This window comes from Massiliimicrobium timonense (genome assembly GCF_002160865.1).
Classification (GTDB): domain Bacteria; phylum Bacillota_I; class Bacilli_A; order Erysipelotrichales; family Coprobacillaceae; genus Allocoprobacillus.
The window spans coordinates 1-20,961 of sequence record NZ_NFLJ01000015.1 but is presented as its reverse complement, the minus strand read 5'-3'; the positions used below and the strand labels follow the sequence as shown (position 1 = coordinate 20,961).

The window sequence follows — 20,961 nt, the reverse complement described above, 5'->3', positions numbered from 1 at the left end:
TATACATCATTTGTGATTAAAAGAGTTCTATTTTCCTGCAAATATCATCAATACAATTGTCCATTTTGGCAAGAAAATAAATACATCTTTTCACACCCCTTCATCAGTTATTATTATAATCTTTTTATAATAATATTTCAAGAAAATGATTTACACAAATTTTTGAATATCAGAAGGGACTTGATTATTTTGAATGATTTGAATGATTTTATCCATTTGTTCTGGTTTGACTTGTTTATGTGTTAATTGAGAAATTTTTTGAACAAAATCTCTAATATTTTGTTCATCTTTTAAATCTTTTGTTTGCAAATCATTCGCTAATGAAAGTATATCTTCTTTAGATACATGTGTTTTTTGTGAAACTTTATCTAATAATTTATCTTGTTTATCCAATTCGATCACCCATGTTAATATATGCATCACTGAACATTATTGTTCAGCTTTTAAATCTCTTAACATTAAGGAGTGAATCGTTTCCTGCGGTGTAGCATTTTCATATAGAACACGATAAACCGCATCCACAATCGGCACTTCTATACCATAATCATGTGTTGCTACATCATCATGAATGACTTTACACGTACGAATCCCTTCACAGGTTTTGGTATTATGTGCCATAAAATCCAATGCATGATTGCTTTGACCAATTTCCAGTCCCGCCTGAAAGTTACGTGAATGAATAGAAGAACATGTCACCACGAGATCCCCAATACCGGTCAAGCCAAAAAACGTTTCACGATTAGCACCTTTGACTGTTCCATATAGACTCATTTCATAAAGTCCACGTGTAATTAAAGCTGCACGTGTATTATCACCATAGCCCAGCCCCGCAATAATTCCAGAAGCCACAGCAATGACATTTTTATAGGCAGCCCCATATTCTGCACCAATTTCATCTGTTGAAGTATAGACTCTAAAATAATGATTAGAACATAATTTTTGAACATCTTTGGCATAATCTTCATCAAGTGATACAGCACAAACAACAGTTAGCATACGCTCAACAACTTCTTCAGCATGTGATGGACCAATTAATGAAACAACAGGATGAATCTTAGTATTGTCTAAAACACTTCTAATCGTATCAGACATACGCATATTGGTATTCATATCAAATCCTTTTGCTGCATTAATAATAGTGACAGGTTGCGTCAATAAAGGTTTGACCTGTTCTAATACCCCTCTGACATATTGTGTTGGAATAGTAATTAAAAGATATTGTGCATCTTTGATAACATCATTTAAAGATGCACTGGCAACAATACTTTCTTCTAATCTCACATCTTTAAAATACTTATAATTACAATGTCTTATATTAATATCATCAATTTCGCTTTGATCAATACCATATAACATAACTGTATGACCATTATCATTAAAGACCCTTGCGAGAGCTGTAGCCCAGCTTCCTGTTCCTAAAATTGCTATTTTCATCTTAGTCCCTCTTTCTACAAAGAATGTGAATTGGTGTTCCTTCAAAACCAAATGCATCTCGCAAACGATTTTCTAAATAACGTTTATAACTAAAATGTAAATATTGTGGATCATTTGTAAATAAAACAAATGTTGGCGGACAGACACTCACTTGATTGGCATAATAAATCTTTAAACGTCCCCCATTAAATGTTGTGGTTGGATTCATTGTTTGCGCATCAATCAAGACATCATTTAAGACACTTGTCGCCACACGTTTTTGACTATTTGCATAGACTTCTTGAATCAATGGTAATAATAAATGAACACGTTTATGATCTTTCGCTGAAACGAAAACAATAGGAGCATAATCCAGATACTTCAATTGTTCACGTATCTGATTTTCCATTTTCTTCATTGTTTTAGAATCCTTTTCAATCAGATCCCATTTATTGACTACTAAAATAACAGCTTTCCCTGCTTCATGCGCATAACCAGCTACATGTTTGTCTTGCTCAACAATCCCTTGATGACCATCAATCACCATTAATACAACATTGCTTTTTTCAATGGCTGATAATGCACGTAAAACAGAATATTTTTCAATATTTTCATAAACTTTTCCTTTTTTACGCATACCAGCAGTATCTACAACACAATATTTTTGTCCATCTTTTTCAAAAGCCGTATCAATAGCATCACGGGTTGTTCCTTCAATGTCAGAAACAATAACACGTTCTTCTCCTAAAATAGCATTCGTTAATGAAGATTTTCCAACATTTGGTCTTCCAATAATAGAAAAACGAATCACATCATCTTCTTGAGTTTCCTCCACTGCTGGCAACTGATGAATAATTTCATCCAAAACATCACCAATTCCAATACCATGACTTCCTGATACAGCAATAGGATCACCAATTCCTAAACTATAAAAATCATAAATATTATCTTTATAAATCTGATCGTCAATTTTATTCACAGCGAGTACAACAGGTTTTCTTGATTTTTGTAGTAAACGTGCAACAAATGTATCTTCTTTTGTAATACCTTCTCGTCCATTGACCACAAATAAAATAATATCAGCTTCTTCAATTGCAATCTCAGCCTGCATTTTAATTTGTTCTGTAAAAGAAGCATTTTCCAGTTCAATTCCACCTGTATCAATGATTCTAAATTCACGTGTCAGCCATGATGCATCTCCATAGATACGATCACGTGTGACTCCTGGTGTATCTTCAACAATTGATACACGTTTTCCAACAATACGATTAAAAATTGTCGATTTCCCAACATTCGCTCGGCCAACAATCGCTACGACTCCTTTTTTCATTATGAATCACTCCTTATATTCTTTCTTCTACAAGCTGCATGACTCTGGCTACAACTTCTTCCAATGTCATATCAGAGGTATCTATCTCAATAGCATCATCAGCTTTCTTTAAAGGCGAAATAGCACGTGTCATATCTTGTTGATCACGCATTGCTATTTCTTCTTGAATCGCTGCTAAATCAGAGTCAATACCCCTTTGTAAATTTTCTTTATGACGACGTAATGCACGACATTCAATACTTGCGACTTGATAAATCTTTAATTCAGCATCTTTTAAGACAACTGTACCAATATCTCTACCATCAAGAATAACGCCCCCACCTTGAGCCATCTCACGCTGTTTTTCAACAAGAAAACTTCTGACAGCGCCATATTGAGAAACGACACTGGCTCCCATTGACACTTCATTTTCACGAATGGCAGATGTCACATCTTCACGATTCAATTGGATGGTTCCATCAGGAAACATACGGATATCAATATCTTTTAAAAGCATAGATACCGCCTGTTCATCAGTCACATCAACATTCTTCAATAAAGCATAATAAGCCACACAACGATACATCGCTCCTGTATCAATATATGTATAATTTAAACTTTTAGCGACCATTTTCGCAATCGTTGATTTTCCTGCAGCCGCCGGTCCATCAATCGCTATAGAAATTTTTTTTGACATATCTTTTCACTTTCCCTTTCCTTTTAGAAAAATAGCTGTTTTGCGATAAAGAACGCTAAAACAATAAATATAACGATAAAAACAATAATCACATAATTTAAAATAGTCACAAGTTTACTATCTTCTTGGTCTTCATCATCGCTATCTTCTTTTATATTTTCAACAGGTTCTTGATGTTTTTCTCTTTTTTCTGTCTTTTCTACTTTTTCACGTTTTGATTTTTTCTTATCTTCTTTCATAAAATCAGCCACTGTCAAACCTTCTTCATACTTTTTCAATTCTTCAGCATCTTCTTCTGGTGACATAGCCGCCAGTTTTTCTAGTAAAGACATCTTTTTTTGTGGTTCAGCTTTTACTTCTGATTGAGAAGCTTCACTATGTTGAGGCTGATGTTCTTCAGATTGTTTAATCTTATTTAAAATATCTAAGCGAGTATTATATTGTTCCTTACCCATATTTGTTTTTGCCTCATTTAATGCAGATTTAATATCTTCGCTATCTGGTTTTAACGTTTCATAAGACAATGGTTCCATCAAAGTATCTTGAATATCTTTTTGATGGTTTTGTGGAAGAAAAGATAAAAAATCATCATCCTCATCATCTTGTTCATATGTTACTTGACGATCAATTGCCACTTCTTCTTTCATTTCATCTCTTAACTCTTTGTATTTATTTATTCTTGTTTGTTTCTCCATTTTACATCACCGCCACCATTATAACATAACTATAAAAAATTATAAAATAAACTTTTAAAATAATTCCATTTAGTATATAATAGGCATATGAATAGGAGGTAAAAAAATGTATAAAGTGAATGAAAATTGTATTGGTTGTGGTTCTTGCACAGCAGTATGTCCAGAAGTTTTCGATTTAAACGCTGATGGTGTTGCAGAAAACATTATTGGAGAAGTACCTGCTGAATTAGAAGAAGCTGCAAAAGAAGCAGCAGAATCTTGTCCAGTTGATGCAATTGTTAATGAATAAGAAAAGAAGCTCTCTTGATTAGAGGGCTTTTTATTCTTTATGAACACAATAACTATTCATTTCATTTTCAATGAGATGTTTCTTTGTTTCATTTTGTGGTGGTTCAAGAAAACTAATCGTATGGCATTTATGACACCAGATAAAATGAATTCCCTGTAATTCTTTATATTCAATCAAAGGCTCTTTTGCCCCACATATACCACAAACATCTTTAATATTCGATTCTAAAACAACACTACGCATATTTCATCCTCCTTGCTTTTATTATAATCACTTTAACATCTTCTTCAATAAACTTCATCATACAAATATCGACAAAAAAAGGAATATTCTTGAAAATATTCCTTTTTGATTATTTATGATTATTTTTTTTAGCTAAAGCCATAGCTTTTAAATCTTTGACTTCTTGAGGTTTTAAACGACGATATTGCCCCGGTTTTAAGCCTTTTAAATCAATCATACCCACACGTAAACGATGTAGTCTTTTTACAGGATGTCCCACTGCTTCAAACATCTTTTTCACCTGTCTATTTTTTCCTTCAATCAATTTAATCATCAACATCGTTGTGCCATGTTCTTCATCTTTACCAACAATTTTAATACGACAAGGTAATGTTTTTACACCATCTAAATAAATACCTTTTTCTAATTGATGCACTGTCAATCCACTGATTAATCCTTTAATGCTGACTTCATAAACCTTTTCAAGATGAGAAGAAGGATGCATCATCAGATTCGCAAACTCCCCATCATTGGTCATCAACAATAAACCAGATGTATCATAATCCAATCTACCTACTGGATAAATACGTTCCTGTACATCACCAAAATAATCAATCACTGTTTTTCTCCCTAACTCATCACTTAATGAAGTGATACATCCTTTAGGTTTATAAAAAACATAATAAACTTTATTTTCACCTTGGAGAGCCTTTCCATCAACCATGATCAAATCTCCTTGTTTCACTTTAAAACCTAATTCACTTACGACTTCACCATTGACTTCGACTCTCCCTTGACGAATGAGATCTTCCGCTTTTCTTCTTGACGTATAGCCACTCGCCGCAATTGCTTTTTGTAGTCTTTCCATAGTATCCCGTCCTTTCCAGATACCATTATACATAATTTATGCAATTATACAAACATTTTTAAATAAATCATAATCGCAAATATAACCGATAAACAATCCATTATTAAACCAATGGGTAAAGCATATCTGGTTCTTTTCATATGAATAGATGAAAAATAAATTGTGACAACATAAAATGTTGTATCACTGCCACTTTGAATCAATGTGGCCAGTAAACTCAAAGGATGATCCACACCAAAAGTTTCATAAAAAGAATATAAATAAGTTAATGATGCATTGGCACTGACTGGGCGTAATAGACCCAAAACAATGATATCTATAGGAATATGCAAAAGACTTAATAAGGGTGAAAACAAATGACTTAACAAATCAATTGTTCCACTGCTTTGTAATAATTGAACAAAAACCATTAAAGCCATAAATGTTGTAAATAATGTTCGACATAATTGCAGGGCATCTTTGACACCATCTATAAAATCATCAAATAAAGGAAGATGCTTCATCAAACCATCAATAAAAACACATAGAAGAAAAAGAAAAACAATCTTATTCATGATCAATCACCCTTTGCATGATTAAACCAATTATAATAATGGAAATACCAATCAAAAGCATATAAGGATAAAAAGCATAAATATTTTGTGAACCCATTTGTTGTCTGATCATCAAAAGAGTAGATGGAAACAAAGACAATCCGGCTGTATTGATAATGACTAAGGTCAACATAGGACGACTGGGGCGTTTCGAGTGAGGATTAAGCTCTTGAAGTTTTTGAAAAGCCTTGACACCACTTATTGTGGCAAGAGTTCCTAATCCGAATAGATTAGCAAGAATATTAGAAGACAAATAAGTATAGATGACTTTATTTTTAATAACGGATCCATAAATAAGATGAAAGAGTGGTTTCAATAAAAAAGAAAAATAATTCATAAAACCCGTTTTTTGAATAACATTTAAAAAACCACCCCATAAACAAGCAGATAAAATAACATTGAAAAATAAATCCCAAACCATATAAGGTGTATCCATCAAAGCATTCATCATAGCTTCTTCTTGATGGCAACACAAACCAATTATCAAAAAAACAACAACACTCCATTTCCATATTCTAGCCATTGAAACACTCCCCAAGCAGGATTCTTGTATATTTAAAAATAGTTGTCAAAAAGTTTTGATGCGTCACTTGATAAATAGGTTTTTGATCAATATAGACTTGTAAAACATCACCTGTTGATTGTAAAGAAACATTTTGGCTTTCTTGACCACAATAATATAAATCTTGATCAATTAAAAAAGAATGACCATGATATTGATAAATCCCTTTAGATAAAACAAGAACATTTTGATATTTTTTAAAACATTCTTCATATTTTTGTTGATGAAATTCAAAATCATTACCACAATTAAATGTCACAATAATTAAAGACACATCATCCTGAATAGCTCTTGTGACTAAAGTTCTTTTGGCTTTTTTGGTATATCCAGTTTTTCCACCTACACAATATTCATATTCATTTAATAGTCTATTTTTATTATGCCATGTTCCTCCACCATCTTCTCTTTGATAAGTTTCTTTCATCACAATATCATTAAAAATAGGATTCAATGAACAATATGACATCAACAAAGCCATATCATAGACACATGATTGATTTCCATCATCTTCTTCATCTAAACCAGTTGGATTAGAAAAATGAGTTCTTGTCATGTTTAATTCCTGTGCTTTTTGATTCATCATATCAACAAAATTTTCAATATTTCCACCAATATTTTTTGCAATGACATTCGCTGCATCATTTCCACTTCTTAAAAGGAGTCCATGTAGAAGATCTCTTAAATTCATTCGATCACCTATATGTACATAGATGCCACTTCCCCATGCTTCATTGACTTCTTCACCTATTTTGTATTCATCATCCAATTGACCATTTTCAATCGCAACAATAGCTGTCATAATTTTAGAAATAGATGCTACACTTTGTACTTCATAAATATCTTTTCCTTCTAATACATTTTGATGCGTACTCTCCATCACAATATAAGATTTTCCCTGAAAATCAACAGCATGAACAGATATCATACATAAAAGGAAACATAAAAAAAACACACTTTTTTTCATATAATCACCTATAATACTATATGAAATAAAAAATGTGTTATGATTTTTTCTTCCACTCTGGATGAGAATTGATATATTGAATTGTTTCATCTAATCCATGATCATGAAGATAATGTAAAAGATGTTCTAAAAATTGACGTGTTTGTGGGTGCATGATATAAGAATGCTTCCCATTTTCATAATAAGCCAAAGGGAAAGTATCACGGTATTTCTTTCCTTGATAAGTTTGACTTGCTGCAATACGATCACAAAACATTTCTAAAACATAGCGTGTAGGCATTTTTGCTGGTTGTAGTCCTGTACGTGTAAAGTCAACCCAAAACTCCCAATGATGTTTATTTCTTCCTTTATGGTGTAACCACGCCAAAGAATATCCTTTTTCACGACGTTCTACCGAATTAGGAGATTTATCTCCTTGATAATATTTCATCCCTGTTGAAAATTCACACCATGCATATTTTGACATATCATGTAATAGACCCTGTTTATATAAACCAATACGAAAACATAATTTCATGACTTTCCATTTATGTTTTGTTATGGTTTTAAAATGTCCTAAAGTTTTCATCGAATCACCCGTATCTAGTATACAATGTTTTATATTTGAAGTAAATCTCTTTATTTTTTTTCAAACAGTGCTATAATGTAAGCGATGTGTAAGAGGAGGTTTGAGAGATGGCAATTAAAGTTGATGTTCGCACAAATATTAATGACTATGAATTAACACTTGAAAAATGCTCTGAAATTATTACATTATTACAGGACACATATCAAAATATTAGAAATGATATGTATGCCCGTTTTCTAAGTACACGTATATTAATCAAAACACTGACAGTTGTTGCATTTTTGATTATTTTATATTTATTAACACACAGTGCATTTTTCTTATATTCAACTCCTATCTTTATGATAGTCGCATTAATATTAGCCATTGGCACTGCGGAATATATTGTCACAAAAACACGTAAAGAAATTGTTATTCAATTAAAACATTATAAAAAAGCACGTGAACAATTATTGCAATATGAAAAAATCAAGTTCTAAGACTTGATTTTTCAAACACAAATTATTTGCTTTAAGCAATAATCATTATGATTTCTTTAATTTTAAACCATCTTTAAAAGCTTCTCCAACACGTTCACTTACGCGATAATAGCCATGTGTATAAGGATCAAAGGCTATGGCTTTAACCAAAGACATATCTATATGATCATCTTTCATAACTTTCTCGTCAGCAGTTATATTTACAACTTTACCAATAACTCCACAACCATATTCATTGGTCTGATATTCAATAAATTCACACTCTAAACAAAGAGGAAATTCTTGAATCACTGGAGCATCAACCATTTGAGCATGTGAAGCCGTTAAACCACTGTTTTCAAATTTATGAGATTCTTTATTCCCAGACACAATTCCAAAATAATCTGCTTCGACAATATGGTCTTCATCAGCAATACTGACTGTAAAAGCACCTCTAGCTTTAATATTTTTGACTGTTTTATGTGTTTCTGTTAAATTCAAAGCAACTGTCCCTCTTTCCTGCATTGTTCCCCATGCAGCATTCATAACATCCACACTACCATCTTCATTATAAGTTGCAATCATTAAAACAGGCATTGGAAAAATACCTTCTGTCAAATTTAATTTTTTTCTCATACTAATAACCCCTTTCTACATTTGAATTGACATTATCTCAACTCTTAAATATAATTTTAACAAGTCTTATAAAAAATACAAGTACTGTCAATTATAATAGGTACTATCTTAAAGGAGAGTGCAATATGATTAAAAATTATATAGAAAATGCTCATTTTGAAGAAACAGGATTTAGCTATACATTATCGTTAATATCTGGTAAACATAAAATGGTCATTCTATATTGCTTAATGGAATTTGAAATTGTTCGCTTTAATGAACTAAAACGTTATTTAAAAAATATTACTGACAAAACATTAAGCCGCAATTTAAAGGAGCTGGAAAATGATAGACTTATAATCAGAAAAGAATACCCTCAAATTCCACCTAAAGTAGAATATAGTTTAAGTGAAAAAGGAAAATCTTTAATGAAGGTCTTAGATCAGCTGTGTGTCTGGGGCGAAGAACATCGTGAATAGTATTACTATTCTTTTTTTATATTCTCCAGAATCTTTCTGACATTATGTGCAGCATCTTCTTGGATTTCAATAATTCTTGCTCCACGGCTTCTAGCCACTTCTCTTAAATCCACTGCAATTGCTGTATGAAATGAACAACCAATAACTAAAAAAATATCACCTGGTTTTAAATCATATACCATTTCATATGCTTTGGCATAATTTGGTGCAGGATCACCATATAATACAGGTTTATTGTATAATGACCACGCTATATCCATTTCATCATCTTCTGGCAAACCACCATGCAATTCTAAAGCATCACTTCCTGCCTGTTTATGTAAACCATCAATATTCATGGTTATAACAGGTATCTTATATTGGGCTAAAGCAATATGAGCATCATTAGGTTTTGCTCCATTCATGTTGGCTTTTAATTGTTTAACAACTTCATTATATTCTTCATGATGTGTATTTGCATAATCTCTAAATAATTTTTCTCTAATATCTGGTCTTTCCATAAATGTGGATATATGTTAAGGATAATTATTTCAATTTATATAGTAACTATATGATAAACTAGTTTTTAATGATTACATACTTTATTTCACAACTCTGAGTTTATTAATTACGTAAATTTTTTGTTAAATTGATATATATTCCGTTATTTCATTTACAATCTCATAAATGTGATATAAACTCATTTTTTATTAATTCATAATCAATAGTTGATCGTAAATTTCCTTTTTGATCTCTCCAAGAATTTTCATTAATACATATTTTTTTAAATCCTAATTGTTCATACACATGTTGAGCACGTTTATTGTTTAAATCTGTATCCAAAACTACTTTTTTAAAATTGTATTGAGAAAACAAACCATCTATAAAAAGACTAAGAATTATTTTTCCAAATCCTTTATTTTGCATAGAAAAATCACAAATTTTTATACCAATTTCACACTTATCTTTATCAATAGTACGATAAACCATTTCTCCTATAGGAGAATCATTGTAAAGAATAATATGCCTACATTCAAGATTATCTTGACTAACAATTTGATTTATTACATTTTCTAAAGTTGTATGAATTCCTTCTGGAAATCCTGCATGATCCATTATCTTACCGTCATTCCACCATTTACATAGTTGCAAAGCATCATCAACAGTTGCTTCACGTATTAATAAATTTTCATAAGTTCGTTTCATTTGTATACCTCTTTAACTTTAAATTTATTGATAGATAAGCAATTTCACATAATGAAAAAAGATTGTATATATTTTTTGTTGACTTCGAAATGTCCAAATATCTTGTTATATACTTCTTGATATGTATTTGTGAAAATTCAAAATAATTTCAAGACTCAAATTACTTGTTTATTTACAAAAGGTAAAAGTTTCTATTAATTAATATAGTCTATTAATTCTGGATATCTATTTTGATGTGATTTGACATAATTTCTTTTGAATTCTGCAAAAGGAGACTTCCTATCTAATAATCCTTTAAGAGTCCTTTGTACAATAATTGAATGTTCATTAGTTTTATACTTTTCTAAAGTGTCAAGTAAAGCATTCATTTCCTTTAATAGTTCATCAACCCTTACTTGGCATTTGTGGACTCTCATTCCTGTATTTGTTTTATTGAAGACTTCATTAACTAATTCAGCGGTCACAACAGCTTCAATGTCAGTTTCATCTTTTGCTTGAACAAAAACAGTATCACCATTTAGCGTGAAATCGATGAGTATCTCAGGATCTCTTTGACAACAATCTAGTACGTTTTCATCATATTTTTGTTGATTCTTTATACTATTGCAGTGTCTACATGACCAAAACAAATTGTTCCAATCAAACATTCTTTCAGGAAATTTACCATTTTTATGAGGTAAAAGATGTTCTATTTCAGGATCTTGTACTGGTTTAATACCACAGATATAACATTTATCATGAAAGTCATGTTTTAATTGCATAACAACATCATAATCGTTATATGTTCGTTTTTCTTCAAGCGATTTAGGGATTTTTGAAGTTCTTTCAATTTTTATCACTGCAAATCACTTCTCCCCTCAAATTCTGATTTAAGAATTTGATATTCAGTTGAGATATCTAATGCTAAGTAATCAGGTATTTCTTCTAAGTAAACTTGAAGTCTAGAAATTTCAGCGAAGTCTTCATCTTCTAAATGATCTTTATTTATTAAGTTCTTATATTTCTCAAATTTTTCTTTTAACTCTTTTGAATGAGTATCTACTCTAAAGTATCCTTCAACTATTCCCTTATATGGAACATCTGTTAATCCGTTTTCAATCAAAATACGACTTTCTAAATCATAAATAACAATATTACCTAAACTATTTAGAATAAAAGGTGAATGTGTTGTCACAATAAATTGTACATTAGGAAAAATAGTTGTTAAGAAACTCATAATATTTTTTTGCAATTCTAAATGTAAATGAGTTTCTATTTCATCAATCAATACAATACCGGGCATATTATATTCAAATCTTCTATTTGATGTTTTTTCCATTCTCATAATTAAATCTACCACAATATCAAGTATTGCTGAATAACCACTTGATAAAGTATTAAAATCAAAATCATTTCTGCCTTCTACAGAAATATAAAAGTTAAACTTATCTTCATCAAATACTAATTGAAGTGATTGGTCATCAAAAATCATCTTTAAATAGTTTTCTAAAGATTGGAACCAATTCTGAATTTGTTCTGCTTTTTCTTTTTTTCCATTAGTTAAAGCTAAGGCTTGTGTTACTTTTAAATCTACTAAATACTTAACAAACTTTAAACTTGGTTTTTCTTTAATTGAATATTTGGTATTTAATTCTATTTTCTCAACATTTTTGACTTCTTCAGTTTGAAAATTTCTATTAGCATCATAGTATGCTAAAACAAATTCTCCATTATTAAAACATTTATAAATAGTTGATGTGTCAGCATTAAATGTAATATCTAATCCATTTCTTGTATTAATAAATTTATTTTCATAATATTTTAGATTTTCTAGGCATCGATTAATATCTTGAGTATCATTTTTTTGTTTAGCTTCTTGTAAATAATTTTTCCATGTATGTATCTTTACAGGAATGTCATTAAAATCATTGTCACTAGCTATTGATTGAAGATAATTTGCTAGAGAATCTAATAAACTTGTTTTACCACTACCATTTTTCCCTGTAATAATTATATTTTTCTTACCATCTGATGATGGTATGTCAATATTTTTTAAATGCCTAACTTCATCGATGTGTATATTGTTAATATAGATATTTTCCACTATTCATATCCTCCTATTAATTCTTCTAATACTTCTCTTACATTGTGTGCAGCATCTTCTTGAATTTCAATAATTCTTGCTCCTTTTGATTTTGCGACTTCCCTTAGATCACAAGCAATAGCCGTATGATAAGAACAACCAATCACTATAAATACATCATCTGGTGTTAAATCATAAACCATTTCATAAGCTTTTTGATAATTCGGTGCAGGGTCACCATATAAAACAGGTTTATTATATAAAGACCAAGCCTTGTCCATTTCATCATCTTCAGGTAAACCACCATGAAGTTCCAAAGCATCGCTTCCTGCAAGTTTATGCAAACCATCAATATTCATAGTAATAACAGGAATTTGATATTCTGCTAAAGCATAATGCGCATCATTTGGTTTAGCTCCATTCATATTGGCTTTGAGTTGTTTTATCACCTCATTATACTCTTCATGATGCGTGTTCGCATAACTTCGAAATAGTTTTTCTCTAATGACTGGGCGCTCCATAAATGTAGGAATATTTGATTGTTTTGATATTCCTGCTCCTGTAAATGCTATAATTTTCATTAAGTGTCCCTCCTTTTGTTTTACATAATTATACATCATAACTAATAATCGATAAAATAAAATTCTTTTTAAAAAATCATATCATTTTTAATATACTTACTTCCCTCTTTGATACTTAAGCGATGCATCTGATCATGATATTTTTCAATAAAGTGTTTGACCCATTGGGGATTTGTTTTTGAGTAATCTCTCAATGCCCAGCCAATAGCCTTATTAATAAAAAATTCATCACTCCCTAAATTATTGACAATAATCTTTTCTAACAATTCTGTATTTGTCTTTTCTTTTCTACATAACTGATGATCAATAGCAATTCTTCTTACCCAAAAATCTTTATCTTGTGACCATTGCAACATCAAATCATCTACTCGACAATCTTTCAAACCAATTTCTCCGATAATTCTATCAAATAAATCAATAGTATCCCACCATTGTTTGATTTGGATATATTTTTGAATATGTTCAATATCTTCATATACAAGATATTGTTTCATAGTATGTAAATAATCTCCAACAAGATATTGAAATTCTCTATGTTCATCTTTATAACACTGATCAAGAAATTGCCAATCTATAGATTTTTTCTTCTTCTCTTGTTTTAAAAAATCTTTATAAACTTGTTTTCTTTGAGGCGTAGGCAAACCATAAAAAACAAATTGATTACGCATATATTGAGCCATTTGTAAAGCTTTATCTTGATTAGCCCGTGCTTCAAACATCTCTTTTATTATCAAATATGAACTCATCATGAAACACTCCTTTGTTTTTATTATGGATTAACTGATGACTTTATTATACCATATTGATGAATATAAAGCTCGGCTCCTTTCACAAAAAAATCATGACGTTTTTGTGTCAATTCTGCTGGTTCTTCTTTCCATACCTGTTCAATCATTTCATGATGTTCCAGTAAAATCTCACATAATGACAAGGCAGAATATGACATATCATATAATTGATAGAATTGTATAATCCTTTTATCTAAAAGCTGGTTATAGTATTGTTTACTTGTATGTACTAAAGAATCTTGACATTGATAGTGACGATAATATAAACAAGGCTTACAAATATCATCTCCTTCTATTGTTAACTGACATAATAATGTTGGATTTTGAATAATGAGATTGGCTATTCTATAAAAATCATGGCCTCTTTTTTGATCAGGAACAAATCTTTCAATACCAGTTCCATATAATTTAATAATATCCATAAAATGATGTGGTTTTATTGTTATTTTCTCCATTTTTATACCTCCCATCCCATTATCTCATGTTTTATATTTTCTATTCTTTTATTTTTATTAAGAATTTATAAATAAAGTCTTGTGATTTTGCGAATTTTTTATCAAAAAAAGTCATCAAATATACATTTTGTTTAAAAAATATTTTCTACTTTAGCAAAATCCATACCTTTTTCAATTATCCTATTATAATAAGGATAAAGGGGAGATTTTTATGGACGAATTTTTAAGAGATATACATACAATAATCTTTAAACAATGGATTCTTATACAAGATCAAAGTCATTGTCAAATTTCACTTGATGAAAACAATTCGCATATTATTAATATCAAAACAAATTATAGTTTCAGTCAAGTTATCTTTAATCCTTTAAATATTATTGAATTAAGTGTGACAAATACCATTACACAAAATATTGAATTTTATTTGCACTTTCAAATGAAAACTATGAAACATGCTACTGAATTATTTAATGAAATGATGAATAATATTTTACAGTTAGTAGAGAAACCAAAGATCAAAATACTACTTAGCTGTAGTGGTGGTTTAACAACATCTTATTTTGCTTCCAAGCTCAATGAAGCGGCACAGCTCTTAGACTATCATTATGAAGTGAAAGCTATTGGTTATACCGATTTATTTAATGTTGGTAATGATTATGATGTGATATTACTGGCTCCTCAGATTTCATTTATGCACGCAAAAGTACAAGAAATCTTAAAAGATAAGATTGTCTTAAAAATGCCTCCTCAAGTCTTTGCAAAATATGATGTTGCCAAAACATTACAAATGGTAAGACATGCTTTAGAACATCAAAAATTACCTCAACCTGTCAAAACCGAATTAACATTAAAACCATTAAAGATGATTCCTCATCAAAATACCAAAATTCTTGTTTTGTCATTATTTAGAAATAGTTTGCGTGTACATATTGCCTATCACTTATATGATGAACAAAATAAAGTCATTGCCAGCAATGAAATTATTAAATCTAAGATAAGCATGGAAGATATTTATGATGTTATTGATACTGTTTTATTACAATATACCCCTATTCAAATCATTGGTATTTCAACACCGGGTATTATTAATGATGGTTTTGTTGCTTCAACAAGTATCATAGGCTTAAATAATTTCAATATGTATCAACTGCTTAAAGACCGCTATCATCGACAAATCATTATTGACAATGATGTCAATACTGCAGCTGTTGGCTATTATGCATCGCAAAGTCAATTTTCCTCACTGATTTTTCTTTTTCAACCAAATAATCATTTTGGTGGGGCTGGTATTATTGTTAATGGACAACTCATCAAAGGACATGCTCATATTGCTGGTGAAGTTCAATATCTCCCTTTAAATTATTCTGCACCGCCACATACTTTAGCCAAAACACCAGAAGGTGCGTTAGAACTGGTTGCTAAAACAATTACAGCCCTGTCATCCGTGATTGGCCCTGAAGCAATTATTCTTTCATGTACTTTAATTCCTGATATTCATGAACTTCAAAAGATGTTAACGCAATACATTCCTGAAAAATATTTACCACAAATGATAAAAATCGAAAATATTCAAGAATATATTTTACTGGGACAGTTGATTTTATGTTTGCAGGATTATAAATAAAGATAAAAAATTGCTTTTTTTACGATATGCATAGAAAACGCTTACAAAAAATGCTATAATATTTTTAACAATAAAAACAGAAAAGGAGATTATAGCAATGGATTTGAATAAAAAAATAGAAGACATCAGTCAAGCAGAGTACAAACTTTTATTAATTGTTGGACAACCAGGTAGTGGAAAATCTAAAATCATTCGCCAATATAGTGAAGAAACAGGTATTCCTATTCTTGATTTAGACAAGATTTTCTATCATACTCCTAGTGAAAAACTACTTCCAGAAATGAAAAACTTTTTAACGACTTATCATCAAAAAGTCTTATTACTTGATAATAAAAAACTTCTTTATGCAAAGAATAGTCAAATTGATTTATTAGCTTTTCTTAAAGAACTATCAAAAGACATTCCAGTCGTTGCGACATGGAATGGAAAAATTGAAGATGGACAACTGTTCCATTTTCGTAATGATTCATCAGAAGACCTTATTTATTCAACTGATAACAATGATTTTAAATATATCTTATGTTAAAAAAGCAGTGATTACTGCTTTTTTTCTATTTCTATCACATAAGGTGCCTGATGCTTATTGAGCATACGAAAGCAAGATACATGAAATTGATGGGGATCAAGTTGTGAAACAAATGATTCAAGCCAGACACTTTCTTTATATCCTTCTTCATGTCCTGTATAAACAACCAGAAAAAGAGCCTGTCGCATATATTCAATCGCTTTGATCACTGCTTTTTGAGTCGAATCAAGTGTTGTTGTTATATGATGTGATGCATGAGGTAAATATCCCAAGTTAAAAATACCAACATCAAATGATTGAAAATATTGATCCATATTTTCATGACTATCCAAAATGAGCTTGACATGTGACATATGCCCTACACGTTTTTGTGTCATTTCTAATGCCTGTGGCTGTATATCAAAAGCATAAACTTGTTGACAATGCTTCGCAAGAAAAACTGTATCAAAACCATTTCCCATTGTAAAATCCACACCCGTTGCACAGTTATAAGTCAGTATTCTTTGATGTACATATTCTACCATTGTTATCATTCTTTCACCTTCTTATACATTTTCCACTGACATTGATAATCTTTATAAATAACCACAAGATATTGATTTTGTACTTCTTCTACCACTGCATATCTAAAAAGAAGTTCTTTATCTAAATGATAATGTTTAGATAACACTCTGATGACCTCTTTTCTTTGTTGTGGTGATAATGTTGAAGCATACCATCTTTTAGGTTTGACTTTGAATTGTTGTAAATAATCTATAATTAAAAAATCATGATATTGTTCTGGAAGATAACTATCCAAATAACGATAAAGTTCATCAAGTTGATAACCAATTCTCTTATAATGATTTTGATTATAAAAACAAGCCAAATCATAAAAGAAAGCAAAAGGAGAATCCACATGATCCATCACCGCATTCATTGTCTGCACAAAGCGTCCACTGTTCCAATATTTTTCCAGCATATCTTCAGCCATATGAATTTTTTCCATTTCTCCATGACTCAACCACTTATTTTCAATCATTTCATAAGGTGGTTCATTTTGATAGACATATCCATAATCATCTGCCTGATTACGCAATGAAGTTCCTCTTAACAGCTTTAAAAAACCAAGTTGTAATTCTTTAGCACGAAAAGCAAAGACTTCATCAAAAGATTGAATAAAACGTTCATATGTTTCATAAGGTAATCCAGCAATCAAATCTAAATGCAAATCACATTTTCCATCATCCATCAACATTTTGACCACTTCACTTAAACGCTCAAAGTTTTGCATTCTTTTGACAGCTCTATTTGTTGGTTCATAAGTTGACTGAATGCCAATTTCAAAACGAAGTAATCCCTGTGGTGCATAGTCCTTTATAAAATCAATGATTTTTTGATTTAACACATCAGCATTAATTTCAAATTGAAATTGTTGTCCTGGACGATGATGCTGGAAAATATAATCTAAAATCATAATCGCATGTTTAGCATCAGCATTAAAACTACGATCAAGAAATTTAATTGTTTGTACGGGACTTTGACAGATGATATCCAACTGTTTTTTCAAATAATCTTCACTAAAGAATCTTAATCCCTGTTCTAATGAAGAAAGACAGTATTGGCATTGGAAAGGACATCCCCTGCTTGTTTCAAAATATAAAATACGTTTTCCTTGATCTTTTTGATCTTGAGATAATTGATAAGGGGAATCTAAAGATTCAACATATTTCAAATCTGCGACTGCAACAATGGAAGAAATATGATGACGATCGCTGACTCCTGGTATATTCACTGTTCTATGATTTTCTATGGCCTCTAATAATTGTGGAAATACTTCTTCCCCTTCTCCACTTATAATATAATCAACAGGAAACAGTTCTAAAAAATACGTGGGTTCATAAGTCACTTCTGGTCCACCTAAAATCATAATCATATGAGGGGCTTTTTGACGAATCATCTGACATATTTTTTCAATATACTCAATATTCCATATATAACATGAAAAAGCAATAATATCACAATTTCTTTTTAAAAGATCATCCACAATATGTTCAAGAGAATCCTTAATCGTATATTCTTTAAAATCTACATCAAAGCGATGATATGATGCCACATAAAGTAAGCGTAAGGCTAATGATGTATGAATATATTTAGAATTTAATGTTGTAATGATTGTTTTCATAAATTTCTCCTAAAAAATAATCTAGGGATATCCCTAGATTATTGTCCTTTTTGAATGTCAGGGATAATCCCTTTATTTAAGCAATATTCTTCCAATGTCCAGCCATTATTAAAGATTTCTTGAGCCGCTTCTTTACCAACATATCTAAAATGCCATGGCTCATTTGCAATTCCTGTAATATTCGCTTTATCTTCTTCGAATCTTAAAATATAACCATATTTATAAGAATTTGCAATACACCATTTATAATCTGGTTTATAGCCAAAACGACTGTTTTCAATACCATTTAATTTATCATCAATCACAGCTTGACATGTTAAATCAACACCTAATCCTGTCTGATGTTCACTTGCTCCCGGTTCAGCCACAAGACTGGCTGCTGTGACAGAATCATATTTATCAAAATAATCATCATATGTTTCCTTTTGATGAGCATATGAACGATAAGCACTATTGACAACTAAGTCATATCCTTCTTTTTTCGCTGCATCAAACATTTCTACTAAGGCATCTGCTGCTTCTTTACGCAATCTGGCATCATCACAATCTGAAGCCACCTTCACCTTATCAGGATCAGGGTTCACTAAATCAGATGGTTCATAATCGGCTGGTAAATAGAATCCTTTTTTGACAAGTGTCAATATATCATCTGGATTTTGAATCGTATAAGACTGATCAACTTTATTTTCAGAAATAATAAATGGATATGTTGTAATAAGTACAGCATAATTGTAATTCTGACTTTCTTTATAGACTTTCATATATTGATCAATATCTGCAAAAACAAATCCTTTGACTTTCATAAAAGGTTCAATTTGAGCATAAGTATATTGTTGATCGACTAAATGTTTAACTTCATTAACACCTGCTGTCTTTAAAACTTCCCAAATCTGATCATTAGAATAATTTAATGTTGTTAATTTAGGAACATAATTTTCAAAAATATTATCAACTGTAGAAATCACTTCAGCAACTTCCATGTCTTTATGCAAAGATAAATATTTTTCATATTCATCATAATATTGAACTTTTTCACTTTGTTTTAACCATTGTGTGATATGTTCCAGTTTATCATGAGATAAAATTTCCTCAACACCATCGCCATCTAAAGCTAAAATTTCATTTTGCTGTGCAAAAGAATATCCTTTAAAAGCCAATTGAATACGACTAAAATTAAACCAGACAACTACACCAATAACCAATAAAACAACTGCACCAATAATCGCAATTCTATCCCAACGTATTCTTGAACGTCTTGATGAAGAATACGAATTATAATATGTATATCTTTTACCTCTATTAAATCTCATAATCCACCTCTTTTCTCTGCCTTATAGTTTATCATATTCATCATCATAATTCTACATTTTCAGCAAAATTCACATGATTAAAAAATGACATTTCATAATCTTGTTGCATTCTTGTTATAATTATGTTATTTTAATTGTTGTATATAAAGGAGGTTTCTCTATGCATTTTGTAATTTGTATGTTTATTGCATGTATCTGTCTAATTACAGCTGTACTTTTTACAGAAGTCTTTCCAAAATGGTTTAAAGCTATCCTTGCTTTACTTGGAAGTGCAACAGCTGGTTATGCAATAGCTATATTGATTAGAAAAATTGCAATGTGGACAAACGCTTTTACAAAGCCTCAGCTTTTACCTACAGCAGGTATTTGTGCTGGTATTATGCTTATTATTGTCATCATTGTTGTGTTTATTCTTCGAAAAAGAAAAGCGAAAAAAGCTTAAAAACAATCTTTATTTTATAGAGATTGTTTTTATAATCTTTAGATAAATTTAACATAGATTTCACTTATATTCTTATAAAAATGCCTATAATA

General features: G+C 30.5%; 28 protein-coding genes. 6 read left to right on the top strand and 22 right to left on the bottom strand.

Going from position 1 to position 20,961, the window contains the following annotated elements:
• Nucleotides 1–150 precede the first annotated feature (150 nt).
• The 5 genes from B5E75_RS06255 to B5E75_RS06235 are packed head-to-tail and all read right to left on the bottom strand — an operon-like array spanning nucleotide 151 to nucleotide 4,114.
• Entirely contained in the window at nucleotides 151–402 is a 252-nt protein-coding gene (locus B5E75_RS06255; RefSeq protein WP_241146636.1) for a stage VI sporulation protein F, read from the bottom strand.
• 27 nt (nucleotides 403–429) lie between these two features.
• Complete coding sequence (locus tag B5E75_RS06250) at nucleotides 430–1,434, bottom strand: NAD(P)H-dependent glycerol-3-phosphate dehydrogenase (protein WP_087357916.1); 1,005 nt, start codon at nucleotides 1,432–1,434, stop codon at nucleotides 430–432.
• A 1-nt stretch (nucleotide 1,435) separates the two neighbouring features.
• On the bottom strand, nucleotides 1,436–2,743 hold the full coding sequence (der, locus tag B5E75_RS06245; RefSeq protein WP_087357915.1) for a ribosome biogenesis GTPase Der: 1,308 nt from the start codon (nucleotides 2,741–2,743) through the stop codon (nucleotides 1,436–1,438).
• Between the two features lie 13 nt (nucleotides 2,744–2,756).
• Complete coding sequence (gene cmk / locus B5E75_RS06240) at nucleotides 2,757–3,419, bottom strand: (d)CMP kinase (protein ID WP_087357914.1); 663 nt, start codon at nucleotides 3,417–3,419, stop codon at nucleotides 2,757–2,759.
• 23 nt (nucleotides 3,420–3,442) lie between these two features.
• Nucleotides 3,443–4,114 (bottom strand): hypothetical protein, encoded by a 672-nt coding sequence (locus B5E75_RS06235; RefSeq protein WP_087357913.1) that lies wholly within the window; start codon nucleotides 4,112–4,114, stop codon nucleotides 3,443–3,445.
• 106 nt (nucleotides 4,115–4,220) lie between these two features.
• Between B5E75_RS06235 and B5E75_RS06230 the strand changes: the two genes are divergently transcribed.
• Nucleotides 4,221–4,403, top strand: a complete 183-nt coding sequence (locus B5E75_RS06230) for a ferredoxin (RefSeq protein WP_087357912.1) — start codon at nucleotides 4,221–4,223, stop codon at nucleotides 4,401–4,403.
• A gap of 30 nt (nucleotides 4,404–4,433) precedes the next feature.
• Here B5E75_RS06230 and B5E75_RS06225 read toward each other — a convergent pair whose 3' ends face one another.
• The 6 genes from B5E75_RS06225 to B5E75_RS06200 form a co-directional block, all read right to left on the bottom strand.
• Nucleotides 4,434–4,646, bottom strand: coding sequence for a hypothetical protein (locus B5E75_RS06225; protein WP_087357911.1), 213 nt, complete (start codon nucleotides 4,644–4,646; stop codon nucleotides 4,434–4,436).
• Nucleotides 4,647–4,755: 109 nt separating this feature from the next.
• On the bottom strand, nucleotides 4,756–5,493 hold the full coding sequence (locus B5E75_RS06220; RefSeq protein ID WP_087357910.1) for a pseudouridine synthase: 738 nt from the start codon (nucleotides 5,491–5,493) through the stop codon (nucleotides 4,756–4,758).
• A 44-nt stretch (nucleotides 5,494–5,537) separates the two neighbouring features.
• Nucleotides 5,538–6,047, bottom strand: coding sequence for a spore maturation protein B (locus B5E75_RS06215; RefSeq protein ID WP_087357909.1), 510 nt, complete (start codon nucleotides 6,045–6,047; stop codon nucleotides 5,538–5,540).
• On the bottom strand, nucleotides 6,040–6,609 hold the full coding sequence (locus B5E75_RS06210; RefSeq protein WP_087357908.1) for a hypothetical protein: 570 nt from the start codon (nucleotides 6,607–6,609) through the stop codon (nucleotides 6,040–6,042). Before B5E75_RS06210 ends, B5E75_RS06215 begins: the two co-directional genes overlap by 8 nt.
• Entirely contained in the window at nucleotides 6,602–7,612 is a 1,011-nt protein-coding gene (locus tag B5E75_RS06205; RefSeq protein ID WP_087357907.1) for a D-alanyl-D-alanine carboxypeptidase family protein, read from the bottom strand. The genes B5E75_RS06210 and B5E75_RS06205 overlap by 8 nt, the downstream gene beginning before the upstream one ends.
• A 37-nt stretch (nucleotides 7,613–7,649) precedes the next feature.
• Nucleotides 7,650–8,180, bottom strand: a complete 531-nt coding sequence (locus B5E75_RS06200; protein WP_087357906.1) for a DUF5662 family protein — start codon at nucleotides 8,178–8,180, stop codon at nucleotides 7,650–7,652.
• Between the two features lie 107 nt (nucleotides 8,181–8,287).
• Here B5E75_RS06200 and B5E75_RS06195 point away from each other — a divergent pair, with 107 nt between their 5' ends.
• Complete coding sequence (locus tag B5E75_RS06195) at nucleotides 8,288–8,659, top strand: hypothetical protein (RefSeq protein WP_087357905.1); 372 nt, start codon at nucleotides 8,288–8,290, stop codon at nucleotides 8,657–8,659.
• A gap of 45 nt (nucleotides 8,660–8,704) precedes the next feature.
• Here the strand turns inward: B5E75_RS06195 and B5E75_RS06190 are convergent, their stop codons facing one another.
• Nucleotides 8,705–9,274, bottom strand: coding sequence for a flavin reductase family protein (locus tag B5E75_RS06190; RefSeq protein ID WP_087357904.1), 570 nt, complete (start codon nucleotides 9,272–9,274; stop codon nucleotides 8,705–8,707).
• Between the two features lie 125 nt (nucleotides 9,275–9,399).
• On the opposite strand from B5E75_RS06190, the gene B5E75_RS06185 reads away from it, so the two are divergent.
• On the top strand, nucleotides 9,400–9,732 hold the full coding sequence (locus B5E75_RS06185; protein WP_087357903.1) for a winged helix-turn-helix transcriptional regulator: 333 nt from the start codon (nucleotides 9,400–9,402) through the stop codon (nucleotides 9,730–9,732).
• A gap of 5 nt (nucleotides 9,733–9,737) precedes the next feature.
• On the opposite strand, the gene B5E75_RS06180 is transcribed toward B5E75_RS06185, so the two are convergent.
• The 7 genes from B5E75_RS06180 to B5E75_RS06150 all read right to left on the bottom strand — a co-directional run bounded on the left by B5E75_RS06180 (nucleotide 9,738) and on the right by B5E75_RS06150 (nucleotide 14,803).
• A complete protein-coding gene (locus B5E75_RS06180; RefSeq protein WP_087357902.1) occupies nucleotides 9,738–10,232 on the bottom strand; it encodes a Sir2 family NAD-dependent protein deacetylase in 495 nt (164 codons plus the stop codon).
• 160 nt (nucleotides 10,233–10,392) lie between these two features.
• The gene (locus tag B5E75_RS06175; protein ID WP_087357901.1) at nucleotides 10,393–10,917 is read right to left on the bottom strand and encodes a GNAT family N-acetyltransferase; all 525 of its coding nucleotides are present in this window, start codon (nucleotides 10,915–10,917) and stop codon (nucleotides 10,393–10,395) included.
• Between the two features lie 194 nt (nucleotides 10,918–11,111).
• Nucleotides 11,112–11,756, bottom strand: coding sequence for an HNH endonuclease family protein (locus B5E75_RS14750; RefSeq protein WP_206413966.1), 645 nt, complete (start codon nucleotides 11,754–11,756; stop codon nucleotides 11,112–11,114).
• Nucleotides 11,753–13,000 (bottom strand): AAA family ATPase, encoded by a 1,248-nt coding sequence (locus B5E75_RS06165; protein ID WP_087357900.1) that lies wholly within the window; start codon nucleotides 12,998–13,000, stop codon nucleotides 11,753–11,755. The genes B5E75_RS14750 and B5E75_RS06165 overlap by 4 nt, the downstream gene beginning before the upstream one ends.
• Nucleotides 13,000–13,560 carry a Sir2 family NAD-dependent protein deacetylase gene (locus B5E75_RS06160; protein ID WP_087357899.1) on the bottom strand — a complete coding sequence of 187 codons (561 nt, stop codon included), beginning with the start codon at nucleotides 13,558–13,560 and terminating at the stop codon, nucleotides 13,000–13,002. Before B5E75_RS06160 ends, B5E75_RS06165 begins: the two co-directional genes overlap by 1 nt.
• A gap of 68 nt (nucleotides 13,561–13,628) precedes the next feature.
• Complete coding sequence (locus tag B5E75_RS06155) at nucleotides 13,629–14,306, bottom strand: DNA alkylation repair protein (protein WP_087357898.1); 678 nt, start codon at nucleotides 14,304–14,306, stop codon at nucleotides 13,629–13,631.
• Between the two features lie 23 nt (nucleotides 14,307–14,329).
• Nucleotides 14,330–14,803: a hypothetical protein gene (locus B5E75_RS06150; protein WP_164483537.1), complete on the bottom strand. Its 474-nt coding sequence runs from the start codon at nucleotides 14,801–14,803 to the stop codon at nucleotides 14,330–14,332.
• 211 nt (nucleotides 14,804–15,014) lie between these two features.
• Between B5E75_RS06150 and B5E75_RS06145 the strand changes: the two genes are divergently transcribed.
• Nucleotides 15,015–16,427 carry an ROK family protein gene (locus tag B5E75_RS06145; RefSeq protein ID WP_087357896.1) on the top strand — a complete coding sequence of 471 codons (1,413 nt, stop codon included), beginning with the start codon at nucleotides 15,015–15,017 and terminating at the stop codon, nucleotides 16,425–16,427.
• Nucleotides 16,428–16,524: 97 nt separating this feature from the next.
• A complete protein-coding gene (gene brxF / locus B5E75_RS06140; protein WP_087357895.1) occupies nucleotides 16,525–16,953 on the top strand; it encodes a BREX-3 system P-loop-containing protein BrxF in 429 nt (142 codons plus the stop codon).
• An 11-nt stretch (nucleotides 16,954–16,964) separates the two neighbouring features.
• Here brxF and mnmM read toward each other — a convergent pair whose 3' ends face one another.
• The 3 genes from mnmM to B5E75_RS06125 are packed head-to-tail and all read right to left on the bottom strand — an operon-like array spanning nucleotide 16,965 to nucleotide 20,427.
• Nucleotides 16,965–17,486 (bottom strand): tRNA 5-(aminomethyl)-2-thiouridylate-methyltransferase MnmM, encoded by a 522-nt coding sequence (mnmM, locus tag B5E75_RS06135; RefSeq protein WP_087357894.1) that lies wholly within the window; start codon nucleotides 17,484–17,486, stop codon nucleotides 16,965–16,967.
• The gene (locus tag B5E75_RS06130) at nucleotides 17,483–19,117 is read right to left on the bottom strand and encodes a B12-binding domain-containing radical SAM protein (RefSeq protein ID WP_087357893.1); all 1,635 of its coding nucleotides are present in this window, start codon (nucleotides 19,115–19,117) and stop codon (nucleotides 17,483–17,485) included. Before B5E75_RS06130 ends, mnmM begins: the two co-directional genes overlap by 4 nt.
• Nucleotides 19,118–19,155: 38 nt before the next feature.
• Entirely contained in the window at nucleotides 19,156–20,427 is a 1,272-nt protein-coding gene (locus tag B5E75_RS06125) for a M15 family metallopeptidase (protein WP_087357892.1), read from the bottom strand.
• A 160-nt stretch (nucleotides 20,428–20,587) separates the two neighbouring features.
• On the opposite strand from B5E75_RS06125, the gene B5E75_RS06120 reads away from it, so the two are divergent.
• The gene (locus tag B5E75_RS06120; RefSeq protein ID WP_087357891.1) at nucleotides 20,588–20,869 is read left to right on the top strand and encodes a hypothetical protein; all 282 of its coding nucleotides are present in this window, start codon (nucleotides 20,588–20,590) and stop codon (nucleotides 20,867–20,869) included.
• Nucleotides 20,870–20,961 lie beyond the last annotated feature (92 nt).